Annotated in this window: 21 protein-coding genes and 1 tRNA gene; 8 read left to right on the top strand and 14 right to left on the bottom strand. The window is 29.1% G+C overall.

Translation table 11 applies throughout. The annotated features are described in order from the left end of the window. Positions 1–3: 3 nt before the first annotated feature. The 3 genes from AC5SLY_RS05375 to AC5SLY_RS05365 all read left to right on the top strand — a co-directional run bounded on the left by AC5SLY_RS05375 (position 4) and on the right by AC5SLY_RS05365 (position 2,233). Positions 4–849, top strand: a complete 846-nt coding sequence (locus AC5SLY_RS05375) for a 4-(cytidine 5'-diphospho)-2-C-methyl-D-erythritol kinase (protein WP_494598675.1) — start codon at positions 4–6, stop codon at positions 847–849. A 32-nt stretch (positions 850–881) separates the two neighbouring features. Continuing rightward, positions 882–955: transfer RNA gene (locus AC5SLY_RS05370), tRNA-Gln, on the top strand. A 3-nt stretch (positions 956–958) separates the two neighbouring features. Beyond that, positions 959–2,233 (top strand): CCA tRNA nucleotidyltransferase, encoded by a 1,275-nt coding sequence (locus AC5SLY_RS05365; RefSeq protein ID WP_494598674.1) that lies wholly within the window; start codon positions 959–961, stop codon positions 2,231–2,233. Here the strand turns inward: AC5SLY_RS05365 and greA are convergent. The 3 genes from greA to AC5SLY_RS05350 are packed head-to-tail and all read right to left on the bottom strand — an operon-like array spanning position 2,230 to position 3,996. After that, the gene (gene greA, locus AC5SLY_RS05360; RefSeq protein ID WP_006997805.1) at positions 2,230–2,706 is read right to left on the bottom strand and encodes a transcription elongation factor GreA; all 477 of its coding nucleotides are present in this window, start codon (positions 2,704–2,706) and stop codon (positions 2,230–2,232) included. The two genes, AC5SLY_RS05365 and greA, sit on opposite strands and share 4 nt — an antisense overlap. 1 nt (position 2,707) lies before the next feature. Continuing rightward, positions 2,708–3,535 (bottom strand): oxygen-dependent coproporphyrinogen oxidase, encoded by an 828-nt coding sequence (gene hemF / locus AC5SLY_RS05355; protein ID WP_006997806.1) that lies wholly within the window; start codon positions 3,533–3,535, stop codon positions 2,708–2,710. Further along, on the bottom strand, positions 3,535–3,996 hold the full coding sequence (locus AC5SLY_RS05350; RefSeq protein ID WP_006997807.1) for a tRNA (cytidine(34)-2'-O)-methyltransferase: 462 nt from the start codon (positions 3,994–3,996) through the stop codon (positions 3,535–3,537). Before AC5SLY_RS05350 ends, hemF begins: the two co-directional genes overlap by 1 nt. A gap of 86 nt (positions 3,997–4,082) precedes the next feature. Between AC5SLY_RS05350 and petA the strand changes: the two genes are divergently transcribed. From petA to AC5SLY_RS05335, 3 genes are read left to right on the top strand one after another with little or no spacing between them, the layout of a single operon-like run. After that, on the top strand, positions 4,083–4,592 hold the full coding sequence (gene petA / locus AC5SLY_RS05345) for a ubiquinol-cytochrome c reductase iron-sulfur subunit (protein ID WP_011281471.1): 510 nt from the start codon (positions 4,083–4,085) through the stop codon (positions 4,590–4,592). A 9-nt stretch (positions 4,593–4,601) separates the two neighbouring features. Beyond that, the gene (locus AC5SLY_RS05340) at positions 4,602–5,861 is read left to right on the top strand and encodes a cytochrome b (RefSeq protein ID WP_006997809.1); all 1,260 of its coding nucleotides are present in this window, start codon (positions 4,602–4,604) and stop codon (positions 5,859–5,861) included. 4 nt (positions 5,862–5,865) lie between these two features. Next, complete coding sequence (locus tag AC5SLY_RS05335) at positions 5,866–6,645, top strand: cytochrome c1 (RefSeq protein WP_006997810.1); 780 nt, start codon at positions 5,866–5,868, stop codon at positions 6,643–6,645. Here AC5SLY_RS05335 and ychF read toward each other — a convergent pair. Genes ychF through lgt form a run of 7 tightly spaced genes read right to left on the bottom strand, consistent with a single transcriptional unit; the run spans position 6,622 to position 12,540 of the window. After that, positions 6,622–7,695 carry a redox-regulated ATPase YchF gene (gene ychF, locus AC5SLY_RS05330; RefSeq protein ID WP_006997811.1) on the bottom strand — a complete coding sequence of 358 codons (1,074 nt, stop codon included), beginning with the start codon at positions 7,693–7,695 and terminating at the stop codon, positions 6,622–6,624. The genes AC5SLY_RS05335 and ychF overlap by 24 nt on opposite strands. Beyond that, positions 7,695–8,255 carry an aminoacyl-tRNA hydrolase gene (gene pth, locus AC5SLY_RS05325; RefSeq protein WP_271486918.1) on the bottom strand — a complete coding sequence of 187 codons (561 nt, stop codon included), beginning with the start codon at positions 8,253–8,255 and terminating at the stop codon, positions 7,695–7,697. The genes ychF and pth overlap by 1 nt, the downstream gene beginning before the upstream one ends. A 45-nt stretch (positions 8,256–8,300) precedes the next feature. Continuing rightward, the gene (locus tag AC5SLY_RS05320; protein ID WP_011281467.1) at positions 8,301–8,987 is read right to left on the bottom strand and encodes a 50S ribosomal protein L25/general stress protein Ctc; all 687 of its coding nucleotides are present in this window, start codon (positions 8,985–8,987) and stop codon (positions 8,301–8,303) included. Positions 8,988–9,031: 44 nt separating this feature from the next. After that, the gene (locus tag AC5SLY_RS05315; protein ID WP_006997814.1) at positions 9,032–9,964 is read right to left on the bottom strand and encodes a ribose-phosphate pyrophosphokinase; all 933 of its coding nucleotides are present in this window, start codon (positions 9,962–9,964) and stop codon (positions 9,032–9,034) included. Positions 9,965–9,970: 6 nt separating this feature from the next. Further along, the gene (gene pgeF, locus AC5SLY_RS05310; RefSeq protein WP_267878655.1) at positions 9,971–10,732 is read right to left on the bottom strand and encodes a peptidoglycan editing factor PgeF; all 762 of its coding nucleotides are present in this window, start codon (positions 10,730–10,732) and stop codon (positions 9,971–9,973) included. Positions 10,733–10,736: 4 nt separating this feature from the next. After that, positions 10,737–11,780: an SAM-dependent methyltransferase gene (locus AC5SLY_RS05305; protein WP_494573935.1), complete on the bottom strand. Its 1,044-nt coding sequence runs from the start codon at positions 11,778–11,780 to the stop codon at positions 10,737–10,739. Then, positions 11,770–12,540 carry a prolipoprotein diacylglyceryl transferase gene (gene lgt, locus AC5SLY_RS05300; protein ID WP_006997817.1) on the bottom strand — a complete coding sequence of 257 codons (771 nt, stop codon included), beginning with the start codon at positions 12,538–12,540 and terminating at the stop codon, positions 11,770–11,772. Before lgt ends, AC5SLY_RS05305 begins: the two co-directional genes overlap by 11 nt. A gap of 46 nt (positions 12,541–12,586) precedes the next feature. On the opposite strand from lgt, the gene AC5SLY_RS05295 reads away from it, so the two are divergent. Beyond that, positions 12,587–12,841 carry a hypothetical protein gene (locus tag AC5SLY_RS05295; protein ID WP_006997818.1) on the top strand — a complete coding sequence of 85 codons (255 nt, stop codon included), beginning with the start codon at positions 12,587–12,589 and terminating at the stop codon, positions 12,839–12,841. On the opposite strand, the gene AC5SLY_RS05290 is transcribed toward AC5SLY_RS05295, so the two are convergent. Genes AC5SLY_RS05290 through AC5SLY_RS05280 form a run of 3 tightly spaced genes read right to left on the bottom strand, consistent with a single transcriptional unit; the run spans position 12,819 to position 15,226 of the window. Beyond that, entirely contained in the window at positions 12,819–14,138 is a 1,320-nt protein-coding gene (locus AC5SLY_RS05290) for an ATP-binding protein (protein ID WP_494574837.1), read from the bottom strand. The two genes, AC5SLY_RS05295 and AC5SLY_RS05290, sit on opposite strands and share 23 nt — an antisense overlap. Beyond that, entirely contained in the window at positions 14,119–14,796 is a 678-nt protein-coding gene (locus AC5SLY_RS05285; protein ID WP_006997820.1) for a response regulator, read from the bottom strand. Before AC5SLY_RS05285 ends, AC5SLY_RS05290 begins: the two co-directional genes overlap by 20 nt. Further along, positions 14,789–15,226 carry a MarR family winged helix-turn-helix transcriptional regulator gene (locus tag AC5SLY_RS05280; RefSeq protein WP_494598673.1) on the bottom strand — a complete coding sequence of 146 codons (438 nt, stop codon included), beginning with the start codon at positions 15,224–15,226 and terminating at the stop codon, positions 14,789–14,791. The genes AC5SLY_RS05285 and AC5SLY_RS05280 overlap by 8 nt, the downstream gene beginning before the upstream one ends. Positions 15,227–15,296: 70 nt before the next feature. Between AC5SLY_RS05280 and AC5SLY_RS05275 the strand changes: the two genes are divergently transcribed. Continuing rightward, a complete protein-coding gene (locus tag AC5SLY_RS05275) occupies positions 15,297–16,178 on the top strand; it encodes a branched-chain amino acid aminotransferase (RefSeq protein ID WP_006997822.1) in 882 nt (293 codons plus the stop codon). Here AC5SLY_RS05275 and pgsA read toward each other — a convergent pair. After that, positions 16,175–16,759, bottom strand: coding sequence for a CDP-diacylglycerol--glycerol-3-phosphate 3-phosphatidyltransferase (gene pgsA / locus AC5SLY_RS05270; RefSeq protein ID WP_006997823.1), 585 nt, complete (start codon positions 16,757–16,759; stop codon positions 16,175–16,177). The two genes, AC5SLY_RS05275 and pgsA, sit on opposite strands and share 4 nt — an antisense overlap. Position 16,760: the final 1 nt, after the last annotated feature.

The following is a 16,760-nucleotide window of genomic DNA, read 5'->3' as shown; positions in this document are numbered from 1 at the left end:
ATTATGAATAGTTTTAAGATAAAGTCTTATGCAAAGATAAATTTAGCTCTAAACGTTACAGGAAAGAAATCAAAGCTTCATAATATCGAAAGTTTAATTTCTTTTATCGATTTACATGATTCAATTACAATAACAGAAAGCAATACAAAACAGCATAAAATCAATTTTATTGGAAGATTTTCTAAAAACATCACTAAAATTAATACTATTTCAAAATTGTTAAAAATTTTAGATAACAAAAAACTTTTGAATAATAAAAAATTTGAAATTAAAGTTATAAAAAATATACCTCAAAAGGCTGGAATGGGAGGTGGGTCTATGAATGCTGCCAGTCTATTAAATTTTTTTATTGAAAAAAAATTAATTAAAATAAAAAAAAATGACTCAAAAAAAATAAGTAATGAAATAGGATCAGATGTGATTTTAGGTATAAAGCGATCACTTGCTATTCTTTTATCTAATGGAGATATTAAAAAATTCAAAAATAAAATTAAATTTCATATATTAGTTACGAAACCTAACTTTGGATGTTCTACAAAATATATTTATTCTAAAGTTAATTCATTCTCTAAACCTCAATTTAACCCTCCTAAACAGAAACTATTTGAAGCAAAATATTTAAAAAATTTAGACAATGATCTTGAAAAGGTTGCCTTAAATAAATATCCAGAACTTAAAAGAATTAAATCCTACCTCAATGGTTTACCTAACACCCTATTTGTTAGAATGTCCGGATCAGGATCCTCAATAGTGGCTTATTTTCATTCCAAAAAGGCCTGCAAAAAAGCATGCAGCCAATATAAACGAAAATTTAATAACCACTGGTGTATTGAATCAAAAACTATATAATTTTTTTTTTTTGTGATATATGCAACTAATATTGGCCCATGGTGAAGTGGTATCACATCTGTTTTTGGTACAGAGATCCGAGGTTCGAATCCTTGTGGGCCAGCCATATATGAATAATTTATTAGATAAAATTTTTTTTAGATCTCAAAACCTTAATCACATAAATTTAGGCTTCAAAAATATTAAAAAGGAAACAGAAGTTTCAAAAATATTTGAAGCAATTCATTCATACTCTAGCAATAGTGAAATCCGGTATGTAGGTGGATGTGTAAGAAAGATTATTAATAAAGAAGCATATGACGACATAGATTTAGCAGTTAATTTAAATCCAAAAGAGGTGTGTGAGGCTCTTACTAAAAAGGACATAAAATATTACGAGAGTGGAATAGAACATGGAACAATTACAGCGTTAATTAATGATATAAAGTTTGAGATTACATCATTGAGAAAAGACATTGATACAGATGGACGACATGCAAAAGTAGAGTTCTCTGATAGCTGGAAAGAAGATGCTTCTAGAAGAGATTTTACTATCAATTCTATTTACGCGGATATTGAAGGAAGTTTATTTGACCCATTTGATGGAAAAAAAGATTTAGAAAGTGGAAAAATTAATTTTATTGGAAATGTAGAAACCAGAATTAAAGAAGATTATTTGAGGGTATTAAGATATGTCAGATTTTTTCTTAGTTATTCTAAGCATAGTCATGACCCACAAGTCATTAAAGCAATTAAAAAAAACATAAGCGGTGTTTCAAGTATTTCCTCAGAAAGATTAATAGATGAATTTCAAAAATTATTAAAATCAAATGGTTTTCTAAAGTTAACTAAGGATAAGGATTGTTTAGAGATTATAAATCTTATTTTTCCACAAATAAAAAATATTTCTCTATTCAATAAAATGAATAGTTTTGCAAAAAAAAACTTTCTTGAAATGGACTTTATTTTCTTATTATCTTTAATGATTATTGATGGAACTGATAATGTAGATTACTTTATTTATAAATTTAATTTATCCAAAAAAGATCAAAAAAGACTTATATTTTTAAATAAGTTTAATTTAGAAAAAAATACGAACCAAACCTTTTCAGAAAAAAATCTAAATAAAATTTTTTATTTTAATGGCAGGGAGGCATTATTAGATGTTCTTTATTTTAAAATTTTTAAATCCAAAAAAGTAGACAATAAGTTAATTAAAATGATTGAAATTTTTAAAAAAAAAGAAATGCCTGTTATGCCATTTAAAGCTAGTACTTTGATGGAAAAATATAAAATTCCTGAGGGAAAGGAGCTGGGACAGAAGTTAAAAGCAATAGAAGAAGTCTGGACTAGTAATGATTTTAAAATTTCAGATAAAGAACTTCAAAAAATAGTAAGTAATTAAACGTACTTTACATCTTTAATTTCAAAGTTTTTTACACCTGCGGGAGTTTTAATTTCAACTAAATCATTTTTGTTTTTTCCAATTAAACCTCTACCTATAGGTGATTGAAAAAATATCAGTTTTTTTTGAAGGTCAGCCTCGTCTTTTCCAACTATTTTATAGGTAATTTTTTCTCCAGTATCCAAATTTTCTAAATCTACAGTTGAGCCAAAGATGACTTTGCCATCATTACTCATTTTGGTTACATCAATAACATTTGCTCTTGCAATAATATCATTTATTTCTGTAATCCTTCCTTCGTTATGAGATTGTTCTTCTTTTGCAGCATGATATTCAGCATTCTCTTTCAGATCTCCATGAGATCTTGCTTCAGATATCGCAGCAACTATTTGAGGTCTTTTTTTTTCTTTTAAAAAAATTAACTCTTCCTTTAAACTTTCAAGACCATCTGCTGTTATTGGTTCTTTATCCATTTTAATTCCATTTTGCTATTGGAGGTAAAGACATTAATATTGCCTCAACATTACCACCTGTTTGTAGGCCAAATTTTGTTCCTCTATCATATAGTAAGTTAAACTCAGCATATCTACCTCTTTTAATATATTGTATCTCCTTTTGTTTTACAGTCCATTTCTTTTTGTGTTTCAATTGTATTATCGAGTTAAATAACATTTGAAAGGTAACTCCAAGATCTGTTACAAATTTAAAGTCTTTCTCCCAATCTTTTTTTTTGTAATCAAAAAAAATACCACCAATTCCCCTTGTTTCTTTTCTATGGGGTAAATAAAAATATTCATCACACCACTTTTTATATTTTTTATAAAATTTTTTATCATGTCGATCACACATTTTTTTTAATTCAGTATGAAGGAAGCTTTTTTCTTTAAGATCTTGGATGCAAGGGGTTACGTCCATACCACCACCAAACCATCCATGTGTTGTGTAGATAAATCTAGTGTTAAAATGAATTGCTGGAACATGAGGATTTTTCATATGCATTACAATAGAAATTCCTGATGCCCAAAAATTTGGATTTTTAGAGGCACCTGGGATTTTTTTACTCATTTTTTTTGAAAACTTTCCATGCACTTCTGAAAAATTTACACCAACTTTTTCAAAAATCTTACCATTTTTTAAAATTCTAAACTCTCCACCACCTTCATCCTTAATTTCACTTCTATTCCAAGTTTTAGATTTAAACTTAGATTTCTTACCTTCTAGTTTTTCAATGTCATTACAAATTGTGTTTTGCAGCAACTTAAACCAATTAGAAGCAAGTTTTTTTTTAATTTCTTTGTCCATTATTTATTAAAGTTAGTTTGCCTTAAATTTTCTGAAAGAATTATAGCAACTGAAGAGGCTATATTTAAAGATCTTTTATTGTCCATCATGGGTATTTTTAACCTATACTTAATTAAATTATGAACATGGTCTGGTACGCCAGCACTTTCTCTTCCAAATAAAAGTGTATCATTACTCTCAAATTTGAAGTCAGTATAAGAATCTGCTGATTTAGTTGTTAATAATATTACTCTCTCATTCTTTTTTGATTTAAAAAATTCATCTGAACTTTGATAAAATCTTATCATTTTTTCATCCATATAATCCATCACAACTCTTTTAAATCTTTTATCGCTGAATAAAAAACCACATGGTTCAATTATTTCTAAATCAGCCCCTAGACATGCACATGTTCTGATAATAGCAGCTGTATTTTGAGGAATATCAGGTTCATATAAGGCTATTTTAGGTCTCAAATTCATGTTTTATGTGTCATTGTTTCAGTGGAAAAAAAACTTTTTTCTTATATGAAATCATATATTAGATAACAATATACAAAAAATTAAAGATGTCTGAAAAAAAACCTGAAAGAAGAGAATTTTTATTTACAGCCTCATATGCGGTAGGTGCTGTTGGGGTAGGAGCTGTTGTTTGGCCACTTGTTGATCAAATGAACCCAGATGCATCTGTTAAAGCATTAGCTAGCACAGAAGTTGATGTAAGTTCAGTTCAACCTGGAAAAACAATCACTGTACTCTGGAGAGGAAAACCAGTTTTTATTAAAAGAAGAACACCCGAGGAAGTAGCTGAAGCAAGAGCTGTTAAAATGGAAGATTTAAAAGACCCTCAAAAAGATGAGGACAGAGCAAAAGATCCAGAATGGTTAGTTATGTTAGGTGTCTGTACGCATTTAGGATGCGTCCCTTTAAATGATAAAGGAGACTACAATGGTTGGTTTTGTCCTTGTCATGGTTCACATTATGATATCTCTGGAAGAATTAGAAAAGGTCCTGCCCCAACAAACATGGAAGTTCCAAAATATGAATTTGTTAACAGCAACACTATTAAAATTGGATAATAAATAATTATGAGTGATCACGAGTACGTTCCTAGTTCAAAATTTGGAAAATGGTTTAATGATAGGCTTCCACTTTTATCACTCGCTAGTCATTTAACTGATTATCCAACACCTAAGAATTTAAATTATTGGTGGACATTTGGTGGAATTTTAACTTTTTGTTTAATTACACAAATCGTTACCGGTTTAACTTTGGCTATGCACTACATTGCTCATGCTGACATGGCTTTTGAAAGTGTTGAACATATCATGCGGGACGTTAACTATGGTTGGTTAATAAGATATATTCATGCAAACGGTGCTTCAATGTTTTTCTTAGCAGTTTATATTCACATATTTAGATCTTTGTTTTATGGATCATATAAATCTCCAAGAGAAATTATTTGGATTATTGGAATAATAATTTACCTTTTAATGATGGCAGCAGCATTTATGGGATATGTTTTACCATGGGGTCAGATGAGTTTTTGGGGAGCAACAGTTATTACAAATCTTTTTAGCGCCATACCTTTAGTGGGTGAGGGAATAGTTAATTGGTTGTGGGGAGGTTATTCTGTAGATAACCCAACTTTAACAAGGTTTTTCACATTACATTACTTAATACCATTTTTAATCTTGGGCTTAGTCGTTCTTCATATTTGGGCGCTTCATGTTCCTGGAAACAATAACCCAGTGGGGATTGATGTTAAAAAACCTTCTAAGGATACAGTACCATTCCATCCATATATTGTGATCAAGGATGGCTTTGCATTATTAATGTTTATGATTGTATTTGCATTTTTTGTTTTTTATTCACCAAATATTTTAGGGCATGCAGATAATTATATAGAAGCAAACCCAATGGTAACACCAGCCCATATCGTTCCTGAGTGGTATCTATTACCATTTTATGCAATCCTAAGATCAGTTCCTGATAAATTAATGGGAGTAGTTGCAATGTTATCAGCAATTTTAATTTTAGCTGCACTGCCTTGGTTAGATACTTCAAAAATTAGATCAGCAGTATTTAGACCTCTTTACAAACAATTTTATTGGATACTAGTAGTGGATGTATTAGTTCTAGGTTACGTAGGTGCGATGCCAGCTGAGGGGCTTTACTTATTGATTGCCAGGGTTGCCACAGCTTACTACTTTATTCACTTTTTAATAATCTTACCGGTATTAGGATTTAAAGAAAAAACCATACCTTTACCCTTAAGTATTACAGAGCCAGTACTTGGAGGGATGCCAATGGCATCAGCTGTTAAAAAAAAAGAAAGTTTAGATTAATTAAGTGAAAAATATTTTAAAAATTAGTTATTCAATTATTTTTTTATTAGTAGGAACTCTTACAGTTAATGCTGCAGAAAAAGTAGATCTTTTAAAAACAGATTGGAGTTTTAAGGGATTATTTGGAAAATTTGACAGAGGTTCACTTCAAAGAGGATATCAAGTTTATACTGAGGTTTGTGCGTCGTGCCATTCAATGAAATATGTAAGTTATAGAAACTTATTTGAGCCAGGTGGACCAGAGTTTACTGAAGAGCAGGCTAAAGCAATAGCTGCAAGTTTTGAAATTACAGATGGACCCAATAATGATGGAGAAATGTTTGTAAGACCTGCTAAGTTATCTGATAAATTTGTCATGCCTTATGAAAATGTTAAAGCAGCTCAAGCAGCAAATGGAGGAGCTTATCCTCCTGATATGTCTGTGCTAGCAAAAGCTAGAACTGGTGGGGTTGATTATATTTACTCATTGCTACTTGGTTACGAAGATCCACCGAGTGGTGTAACGCTTGATGATGGTGTTTACTATAACAAGTTTATGTATGGAAATAATATTAAGATGGCAGAACCATTATCAGATGGTTTGGTAGAATATAGTGATGGAACTACAGCATCTAAAGAGCAAATGGCAAAAGATGTTACAACATTTTTAATGTGGGCAGCTGAACCTCATTTAGAAAGCAGACACAAGATGGGCTTTAAGGCTATCTTGTATTTAATTATTTTAACTATTCTAGTTTACTTTAGTATGAAGAAAATTTGGTCACGTATTGAATCTGAAGTTTAATATATCACCATCTTTGACAATATAATCTTTTCCTTCAAGTCTCATTTTTCCATTTGTCTTTGAATTGACCCAACCATCATTAGCTATGAAGTCTTCATAAGCAATTGTTTCAGCTCTTATAAAACCTTTTTCAAAATCAGTGTGTATTTCACCAGCTGCTTTTGGTGCAGTACAATTTTTTTGGATAGTCCAAGCTCTAGTTTCTTCAGGCCCAGATGTAAAATAAGTGTCTAGCTCTAAAATATTGTAACCTTTTTGAATTAACATATTTAAACCAGTTCTTTTTAATCCAATCATCTCCATATAATTCTCTTTTTCTTCATTTTCTAATTGATTTATTTGGTTCTCAATATCAGCTGAAACTATTAAGGTATTTTTTTCACCATATTTATCAATAAATGCTTGAGTGTATTTATTTCCATTTTGAACACTTGCCTCATCAACATTACATACAAAAATTTTAGGCTTTAAAGATAATAAACCACTTTGGCTTATTAATTTTTTATCAAATTGTTCATAAAGTATTTGAATATCTTTGGAATTATTTATGCAGTCAGAAGCAATTTCTAATATTTTTAATTGCTCCTCATCTACATTTTTCTTATTATTTTTTTCTAATCTTTTTTGTATTGACTCAAGGTCAGCCAACATCATTTCTGTTTCAATAATTTCCAAATCTCTAATTGGATCAACAGTTGGGTTCACATTTTGAATATCATCAGAGTCAAAACATCTGATCATATGAATGACTGCATCGACTTCTCTTATATGAGATAAGAATTTATTTCCTAAGCCTTCACCTTTAGAGGCGCCCGCTACTAGTCCGGCTATATCCACAAACTCAATAGTAGTATTAATTTTTTTTTTTGATTTTGATATTTCTACCAATTTGTCTAGTCTTTCATCTGGCACAGGAACCACACCAACATTTGGCTCTATCGTACAAAAAGGGAAGTTTGCTGCTTGTGCCTTACTAGAATTTGTAAGTGCATTAAATAGTGTAGATTTACCAACATTAGGTAAGCCAACAATTCCACACTTAAAACTCATTATTTATTATTTACAGTGCTTGAGAATAAATCTAATTTTTTATCAATTAATATAGCCATTGAATCAATAATATTTTTAGTAATTTTTTCTAGTTGTATCATTTCATCTTCATCAAAATCTTTTAATACATGATCTGCAACATCAGCCTTAGTTTTGGGTCTTCCAATTCCTATTCTAACTCTTGAATAATCTTTACCAATAAATTTATCTATAGATTCAATTCCATTATGTCCTGCACTTGATCCTGCAAATTTTGCTTTCACTTTTCCAAATTCAAGGTCAAGGTCATCATGGAAGACAATCACATCTTCAGCATCAATTTTGAAGTATTCAATTAATTCCCTTATACAAATTCCAGAATTATTCATAAAGGTTAATGGTTTTATTGCATAAACCTTTTTATCTTCAATATTACCTGTAGTTAATAATCCTTTAAATTTTGGTTTTTGTTTAGACAAACCAAACTTTTGATTAAGAGCATCAATTAATTTGAAACCAATATTGTGTCTGTTGTTTTCGCTATCGGGTGTTGGATTTCCTAAGCCTACAAATAAAAGCATATTTTTTTTAAATCGTATCTAGGAGTCTTCACTATGATAAGTTGATTATTTTTTTTCTTCAGTGGCTTTTTTTTCGCCGTCATCTTTTTTATCACCCTCAGCTGCTGGTGCTGCTTCTTTACCATCTTCTGCTGCTTCTGCTTCAGCTTCAGCTGGTTTTTCTGGCTCTTTCATCACTGTAGGTGCTGCTAAAGTTGCAATTACAAAATCTCTTCCAATAATAGTTGGTGTAACACCTTCTTCTAATTTTACTGAAGATATTTTGAAACTTTCCCCAATATCCACTCCATCTAAGTCAATAGTTATTGCAGATGGAATTTTCTCACTTGGACATTTTAATTCTATTTTTCTTCTCACAATGTTTAGTACTCCACCTCTTTTTAGGCCTGGTGAAGTTTCATGGTTAATAAATACTACAGGCACTTCTATTCTAATTTTTACACCTGGTACAACTCTTAGAAAATCAATATGAGTTGGCTCATCGGATATTACGTTATAAGTAATTTCCCTTGGTAAAACATTTTGAGGTTTGCCATCTAAATTAAGAGTTATTATGTTTGATAAGAAACTTCCTTTATCTATTAAAGATTTTAATGTTTTTTTTAATACAGTAACTTTTTGATTTTGATCTGGTCCCCCATAGATTATGCCAGGGATATTTCCAGCCGATCTAAGAGAACGGACATCTCCTTTTGACTTAGTATTTCTAGTATTTGCATCAAGTGAATTCATAAAAAGATGGCTTTTAGCCCAAGTTTCTTAATAACTCAAGATAATTATTTAAATAAATCGGATACAGATGTTGAGTTAGAGATCCTTTTAATTGCCTCACCCATAAGTGCTGAAATAGGCAAAACTTCTATATTTTTAACATTTTTAATTTTATCGTGATTATCAATTGTATCCGTTATTACTAATTTTCTAATAACTGATTTTTTAATTTTATCTACTGCTTCTCCACTTAAAACTCCGTGAGTAATATAAACATAAACCTCTTTAGCACCTCTATCCTTTAAAGCTTTCGCAGCGTTTACTATAGTTCCACCTGAATCAATTATATCATCAACTATAATACAGGTTTTCCCTTTAACATTTCCTATAACATTCATAACTTTGGATTGTCCTGGTTTAGGTCTTCTTTTATCCACAATAGCAAGTTCCACATTTAAAATTTTACCAAGTGCTCTCGCTCTTTCAGTTCCACCAACGTCTGGTGCAACACAAATAATATTTTTACTTTTAATATTTTTTTTAGCATGTCTTGCAAAAATTGGTGTAGCAAATAAATTATCTACAGGAATGTCAAAAAAGCCCTGAATTTGTCCTGCATGAAGGTCTACAGTAACAACTCTGTCAGCACCTGCTTTAGTAATTAAATTAGAAACCAGTTTTGCAGAAATAGAAGTTCTAGGCACTACTTTTCTGTCTTGTCGTGCATATCCAAAATAAGGAATGACGGCAGTAATATTTTTTGCTGAAGATCTTTTTAAAGCATCAATGCAAAGTAGTAATTCCATTAGGTTGTCGTTTGCAGGTGATGAAATAGACTGAATTATAAAGATACTATTACCTCTAATATTTTCATTAATTTCTATATAAATTTCTCCATCAGAAAACTTTTTTATACTTGAGTTTACAAGCTTAGTTTTTAAATATTTTGCAATATTTTTACTAAGAGGTTTATTGCTGTTTCCAGTTAATAATTTCATGAGATATTATGAATTAATCATAATTACAGAAATATTTCTACCATAATCATTCTCATTGCGGCTAATAGATCTTCGTGCACTAAAAAAATTATTTTTAGGATTAAATGTATTCTTATTAATTATATCAATTTTCTTTATATTTAAGGCTTTTAATTGAGAAAGGACGTATTTCTTTAAATCAAAGAAATCTTTATTTTGAATTTTTTTAAAAAATTTTTTATTTTTTCCATCCTTTTTAATGAGTTTTTTAATAAAATCTTTTTTTACCTCATAATTTTTTACTGAAATACATGGACCAATAACTGCAGTAACATTTTTAGGATCACATCCTTTTTTGATCATAAAATTTAAGGTTCTTTTAATTATCCCTTTGAAAGCACCCTTCCAGCCAGCATGGATTGCAGCAATCATCTTTTCTTTCTCATCATAAACAAGTATTGGAGCACAATCTGCAGTTAATATAGCTATAGGAAATTCCTTTTTATTTGTGACTAGCGCATCTCCTTCAAAATTATAATTTTTAAGTTTTAGATTTTTATCTATAAAATGAAATTTATTGCTGTGAATTTGCTTTAGTAAAATAATTTTTTTAAGCTTAGTTTTAATTTTCCTTTGAACGATTTGAAGATTTTTTAAAACATTTTTTTTATTGTCTGAGGACCCAGGGCCACAATTTAAGCTCTTAAAAATACCTAGAGATTTTCCACCCTTTCTATTAAAGAAAGCATGCTGTAAGTTTTTAAATTTACTGAGTTTCTTTGACTTAATCAGTTTAAAACCCCAATTTAAATTTATTTTTATTTGTTGTTATTAGCATTACTTTAAACAATTCACCCATTTGATTTTTATCTATAAGTCTTTTTATTCTAAAATAAATATCAGCTTTTTCACTAAATAACATTTTCTTGGACAATATTTCTGCTCTTTCAAGAATACCAAGTTTTGTTAAAAATTCACCTTGAGTAGTATTCATTGAGGTAAGTGAGCTTAATTCTTTAACTATTCTATTTAATAAACTAAAACTTAAATTGTAGGTAATATCAGAATTACCAAACCCTTTTAGTACATCACAATATTTATGTTTGGATACAGCTTGCAGGGTATTTTTCATTTTTTTATCAGTATACGCATAGTCTATTATTAAAATTCCACCATTATTACGTTTAATCTTATTGAAGATAATTTTTAGGTATTCGGTTGATTGTGGTGAATACTCGATAAAGTTCTGCTGATTTGTAATTTTAAATTTAATTTTATTTTCAAATTTTTCTATATCAAAAGGAACATCAAAATACTCAAATTTATTGTTAAAAAATCTGACATGTCTTTCAAACCATTTTCTTTCTTTCTTTATGAATTGCTTAATAGGTAAAGCGTCAAAAAATTCGTTTGCCAAAAAAATACATGGCGAATTATCTAATTCGCTTAAATCATTTAACCATTGAATATTTTTTTTATTGATATTAATTTTTTGTTTTTTTCGAAGCAATTTGCTTCTTTCTAAAATCTTAATGTGACAAGAATTTTTAAATATTTGAAATTTTTCAAAGGTATTGACTAAAACTTTCATCATTTCACCATTACCGGCCCCTAATTCGATTAAATTAAATTTTTTAGGGCAACCTAGATTTTGCCAAAACGACACTACCCAAATTGCAATCATTTCTGAAAATAATACAGATATGTTGGGTGAAGTTATGAAATCACCCTTTTTGCCAAAGGGATTTTTTTTCATGTAGTAGCCTGATGTTTCATTATAAAGAGACTCCTCTATAAACTTATCTAGGGTAAACGACTGATTATTCTTAATTTTCATTTTTTAAAGATAAAAGGTAAACCCCAGTCAGAAAAAAAAGAACACTTATCAATTGACCTAATGTTAGATTTAAAACTAAGTAACCGATTTGTGGATCTGGAGATCTGAAAAACTCTATAAAAAATCTAAATAGAGAATAAAAGATCAGGAATAAAGCAGAGATTTTTCCAGGTACTTTTAAATAATCTTTTTTAAAAAAATACCCAAGTACAAAGAAAAGAATTATTCCCTCAAAAAAAGCCTCATATAATTGTGAAGGGTGCCTTTTGATATTATCTATTAGAACAAATTGAACTGACCAAGGAAGGTCTGTAGCTCTTCCATAAAGCTCTGAGTTTATAAAATTGGCAATTCTACCAAAAAAGATTCCAATTGGAGCAGATAGGGCAACCAAGTCTAAAAATATAAACGAATTTGTATTGTGTTTTTTTGAAAACAATATTGATGCAATTATAATTCCAATTAAAGCACCATGAAATGACATTCCTCCATTCCAAACCATCAATATTTCTATAGGGTTATCTAAATAATATTTTAGATTATAAAATAAAGTATAACCAAGCCGACCTCCCAAAATCATACCTATAATGAGATAGGTTATAAAGTCATCAAATAGCTGAAGAATATGAGAGTCTTTTATTAATTTTTTTTTACAATACAGCCAACCAAGTGCAATACCCACAATATAAGCCAAAGAATACCATCTGATTTCTAATGAAAATATTTGAAACGCAACTGGGTCAAAATTATTAATAAACATTTTTAAAAAACTACGTATAAAGTATATTAATTTTATAAGCGAATATATGACAAAATCAAAATTTGTAATTGATAAATTAACAAAGCTATTTGAACAAGGGCTAATTTCTTATAAAGATTTAAGTTCTGAAATAATAAATGTTTTAAGATCTAAAAGAGAAGAGATCATTTTTAAAATGAAATTAACTAGCAAAGAAGAAATGGATATATTAATTAAAAGAGTTGAAAATTTAGAAAAAAAAATCAACAAATTTGAAAAAAAAAGTCCAAATAAAAAATCTACAAAGGTAAAAAAATCTTAACTCTAAGGCCGTTTAAAGGAGATTTATCTAATAAAATATTTCCTCCATGGGATTTGATTATGTCAGATGTAATTGACAATCCAAGACCAACACTAGATTTAGAATCCCCTCTACTTTTATCTACTTTATAAAATGGTTTGAAAACATTCTCGAACTCTTCTTTAGGAATACCGACTCCATCATCATCAATAGTAATTATTATGTTGCTGTCTTTTTTTGATAAATGAAAATTTATATTTTCAGCATATTTAATTGAATTATCAATTAAATTATTTAAAGATCTTTGTATTAAATTCTTTCTTCCATTCATGTAAACTCTTGGAATTATTTTTTTGGTTATTTTATCATTATTATAATTTTTTATTGTAGTTTCGATTAATTCTGAAATATCAAAGGTTTCATCTTTTTCTAAATATGATGAACTTGTAAACTGCAGATATTCATTAAGCATTTTTTCCATTTCATCTATATCTAAAGACATTTTTTTTGATAAATCTTTATCTTTCATAAAAGATAGCTGAAGTTTTAGTCTTGTTAAGGGTGTTCTTAAATCATGGCTTATGCCAGATAACATTTCAGATCTTTGATTGAGGTGTCTCATTATTCTTTTTCTCATTTTATCAAATTCCAAACCTGCTTGTCTGATCTCTAAGGCACCTGATGGCCTGTACTCATCAATGTTTTCTCCTTTACCAAATCTTTCTGCAGCTTTAGCCAGGTTTATAATTGGTCTAGTTTGATTTTTTAGAAATAGTATAGCTATGGTTATCATTAGTAGAGCTGGTATAGTGATCCATAACGCAAATATTCTAGCAGATGAGCTTGCAACCCTGTCTTTTGGAATAAAAAATTCAAAGTAACCCTCGTTATGTTTAATATTTATATGAATAAGCTCTTTATAACTTGTTGTATCGAACCAGAAATTTTGAGTGCCCATATTAGATTTCAGTTCTCTTCTAAGTGTTCTATCTATTGGACTAAACCATCTTTCTTTTTGAGCTTTTTCAAATAAATCATCTTTTTTAAACTGAACATTAAGATCTAAATAAATTGAGAATAAGCCTGAAAGGTCGTTATTATTATATTTTCCATTATCGTAAGCTGTTATGAATGTTTTCATCTCACCGATTAATGCTCTTGTCATACCTTTATTTGTTTTAATCCAAAGACTATCAAAAAAAACAATCGATATGACTACTTGAAGAACAATTATTGGAACTGCTACGATTAATAAAGCTCTATAAAATAATCTTTTTGGTAGTAAATTTTTTACAAAATTATTCAATCCATAAAACATAGCCAGCACCTCTTAAAGTTTGTAAGTATTTTGGATTTTTTGGGTCCATTTCAATTTTTTTTCTAAGTCTTGTAATTATCACATCTATTGACCTTTCTTTATCAAGATCAGTTAGTTTGCCAATATCCTCTCTTGAAAAGGTTTTGCCAGGATTGTTAATCATTTTTTCTAATATAATTTTTTCAGTACTATTTATTTTATATTCAATATCATTTTTTATGATTAAAAGTTTGTTAAGATCAATTTTAATATTATCAAAGGTTATAATTCTTTTTTCATCATTTCTTTTTGTTTTATTTAAAATATTTTTTATTCTTAAAATAAGTTCTTTTGGCTCAAAAGGTTTTGGTAAATAATCATCAGCACCTATCTCTAAACCTTCAACCCTATTTTCAGCTTCTCCTTTAGCCGTTAATAAAATTATAGGGGTATCAATTTTAGATTTATTTTGTTTGATAAAATCCAACCCACTTTTGCCTGTCATCATTATATCCAAAACGATTAAATCAAATTTAATTATTGAAATTTTTTCTTCTGCATTTTCTGCACTATTTGATGTAGTAACCAGAAAATTATTTTCATTTAAATATTGTTTAATTAGGGATCTAATTCCCTCATCATCATCTACAACTAAAATATGGGCTACAAAATCATTCATTAATTATTTTCCTTAAAACATTGTCAAAGTTTAAGACTTGATCTGAACTTGAATTTAAAAGAGCATTATAAATTCTTTTTTTTTGTATCGAAAATATTTCGTCAAAAATTTTTTCTCCTTTTTCATTTAAAAAAATGTGTTTTACTCTTGTGTCTTGTTGGTCTTTTTCAAAAAAAACCGCATCAAGTTTAATTAAATCTTTTAAAACTCTATTTAAACTCTGCTTGGTAACCTTTAACTTCTTTAATAGATCAGAAATTGTAATCCCTTTATACATTGATAAAAGATGTAAAACTTTGTGGTGAGCTATACCTATAGAGTATTTATCCAATGTTTTCTTGGCATCTGAAAAAGATTCACGGTAACTTGTAAATAACTTTTCAATCAGCTGCTTTAACTGAGTATCCTTTAAATATAAAAGTTCTTTCATTATGGGTAAGTTATATTGACATATTATAGATACAAAGATAATTTTAGATAAAATTTAAATTATTTCATTCATGATACCATACGATAAAAGATCAGGTAAAATTTGGTTTAATGGCGAGCTCGTTGATTGGGCTGATGCTAAAATTCATGTTTTAAATCATGGCCTTCACTATGCTAGTTGTGTTTTTGAAGGTGAAAGAGTCTATGATAATTCAATTTTCAAATTAGAGGAACACACATCTAGACTTTTTTATTCTGCAAAAAGAATGGGCATTAAAATTCCTTATACTGAAGAAGAAATAAATTTAGCATCAAAAAAAATAATTTCAGTTCAGGGTGTCAAAGATGGATATGTTAGACCAACAATATGGAGAGGTAGCGAGATGATGGCTATATCTGCTCAACAAACAAAAATTCATGTTGCCATAGCAACTTGGGAGTGGGGTTCATATTTTGATCCAAAACTAAAAATAGAAGGTATTAAATTGAATATATCAAATTGGAGAAGACCTGCGCCAAATACGATACCTTGGGATACGAAAGCTTCTGGATTATATATGATTTGTACTTTATCAAAACATGAAGCTGAACAACAAGGCTATACAGATTCTCTAATGCTTGATCATGAAGGAAATGTTGCGGAAGCAACAGGTGCTAACATTTTTTTTAAAGATAAAAATGGAGAAATTCACACACCCATTCCAGATTCTTTTTTAGACGGCATTACAAGAAGAACGGTAATTGAAATTGCAAAATCTAAAGGAATAAAAGTCAATGAACGAAAAATTGCACCAGCTGAATTATCAAATTTTGTAGGCTGTTTTTTAACAGGTACAGCAGCAGAAGTTACGCCAGTTTCATGTATTGCTGAAAATAAATTTAAAGTTTGCGAAACTATAATTGACTTAAATGAAAGTTACCAAGCATTAGTTAGAAAAAGAAAAGCAGCTTAGTTTTTGTTATCTTCAGATATTGCATGGTCAATGCCTTTTCTTAAATATTCATAACCAGTATACAAAGTTAAAAATGCAGAAAGCCAAAGCAGGATTATGCCAATAGTTTGAGCATTATAATCTTGAAAATTTAAAATTTTATTACCAGTTTCACCAGTTAGTAAAAGAGCTATAGCAACCATTTGTAAAAAAGTTTTTAATTTTGCTAAGTTAGTTACTGGTAATTTAATTTGTCCTCTAGCTAAAAACTCTCTTAAGCCTGAAATTAGTATTTCTCGTGTAAGTATTATAATTGCTGCAATAACCTCGTAATGTTTAATTGTTCCACTCATAACAAGCAATATAAGTGCAGTAGCAACAATAATTTTATCTGCTATAGGATCAAGTAATTCACCCAACTTAGACTCTTCACCCATCATTCTCGCCAACATTCCATCTAAAAAATCAGTAAATGAAGCAATTACAAACAATACGCATGCAGTTAAATCACCATAAAAACCAGGTAAATAAAATGCTAGAACAAAAAAAGGTACAATTATTATCCTACCTATTGTTAAAATATTTGGAATTTTTTTAAGCATA

This window comes from Candidatus Pelagibacter sp. PS_23 (assembly GCF_059417905.1).
The sequence above is the reverse complement of the archived record's forward strand: the minus strand, read 5'-3'. Positions and strand labels throughout refer to the sequence as shown.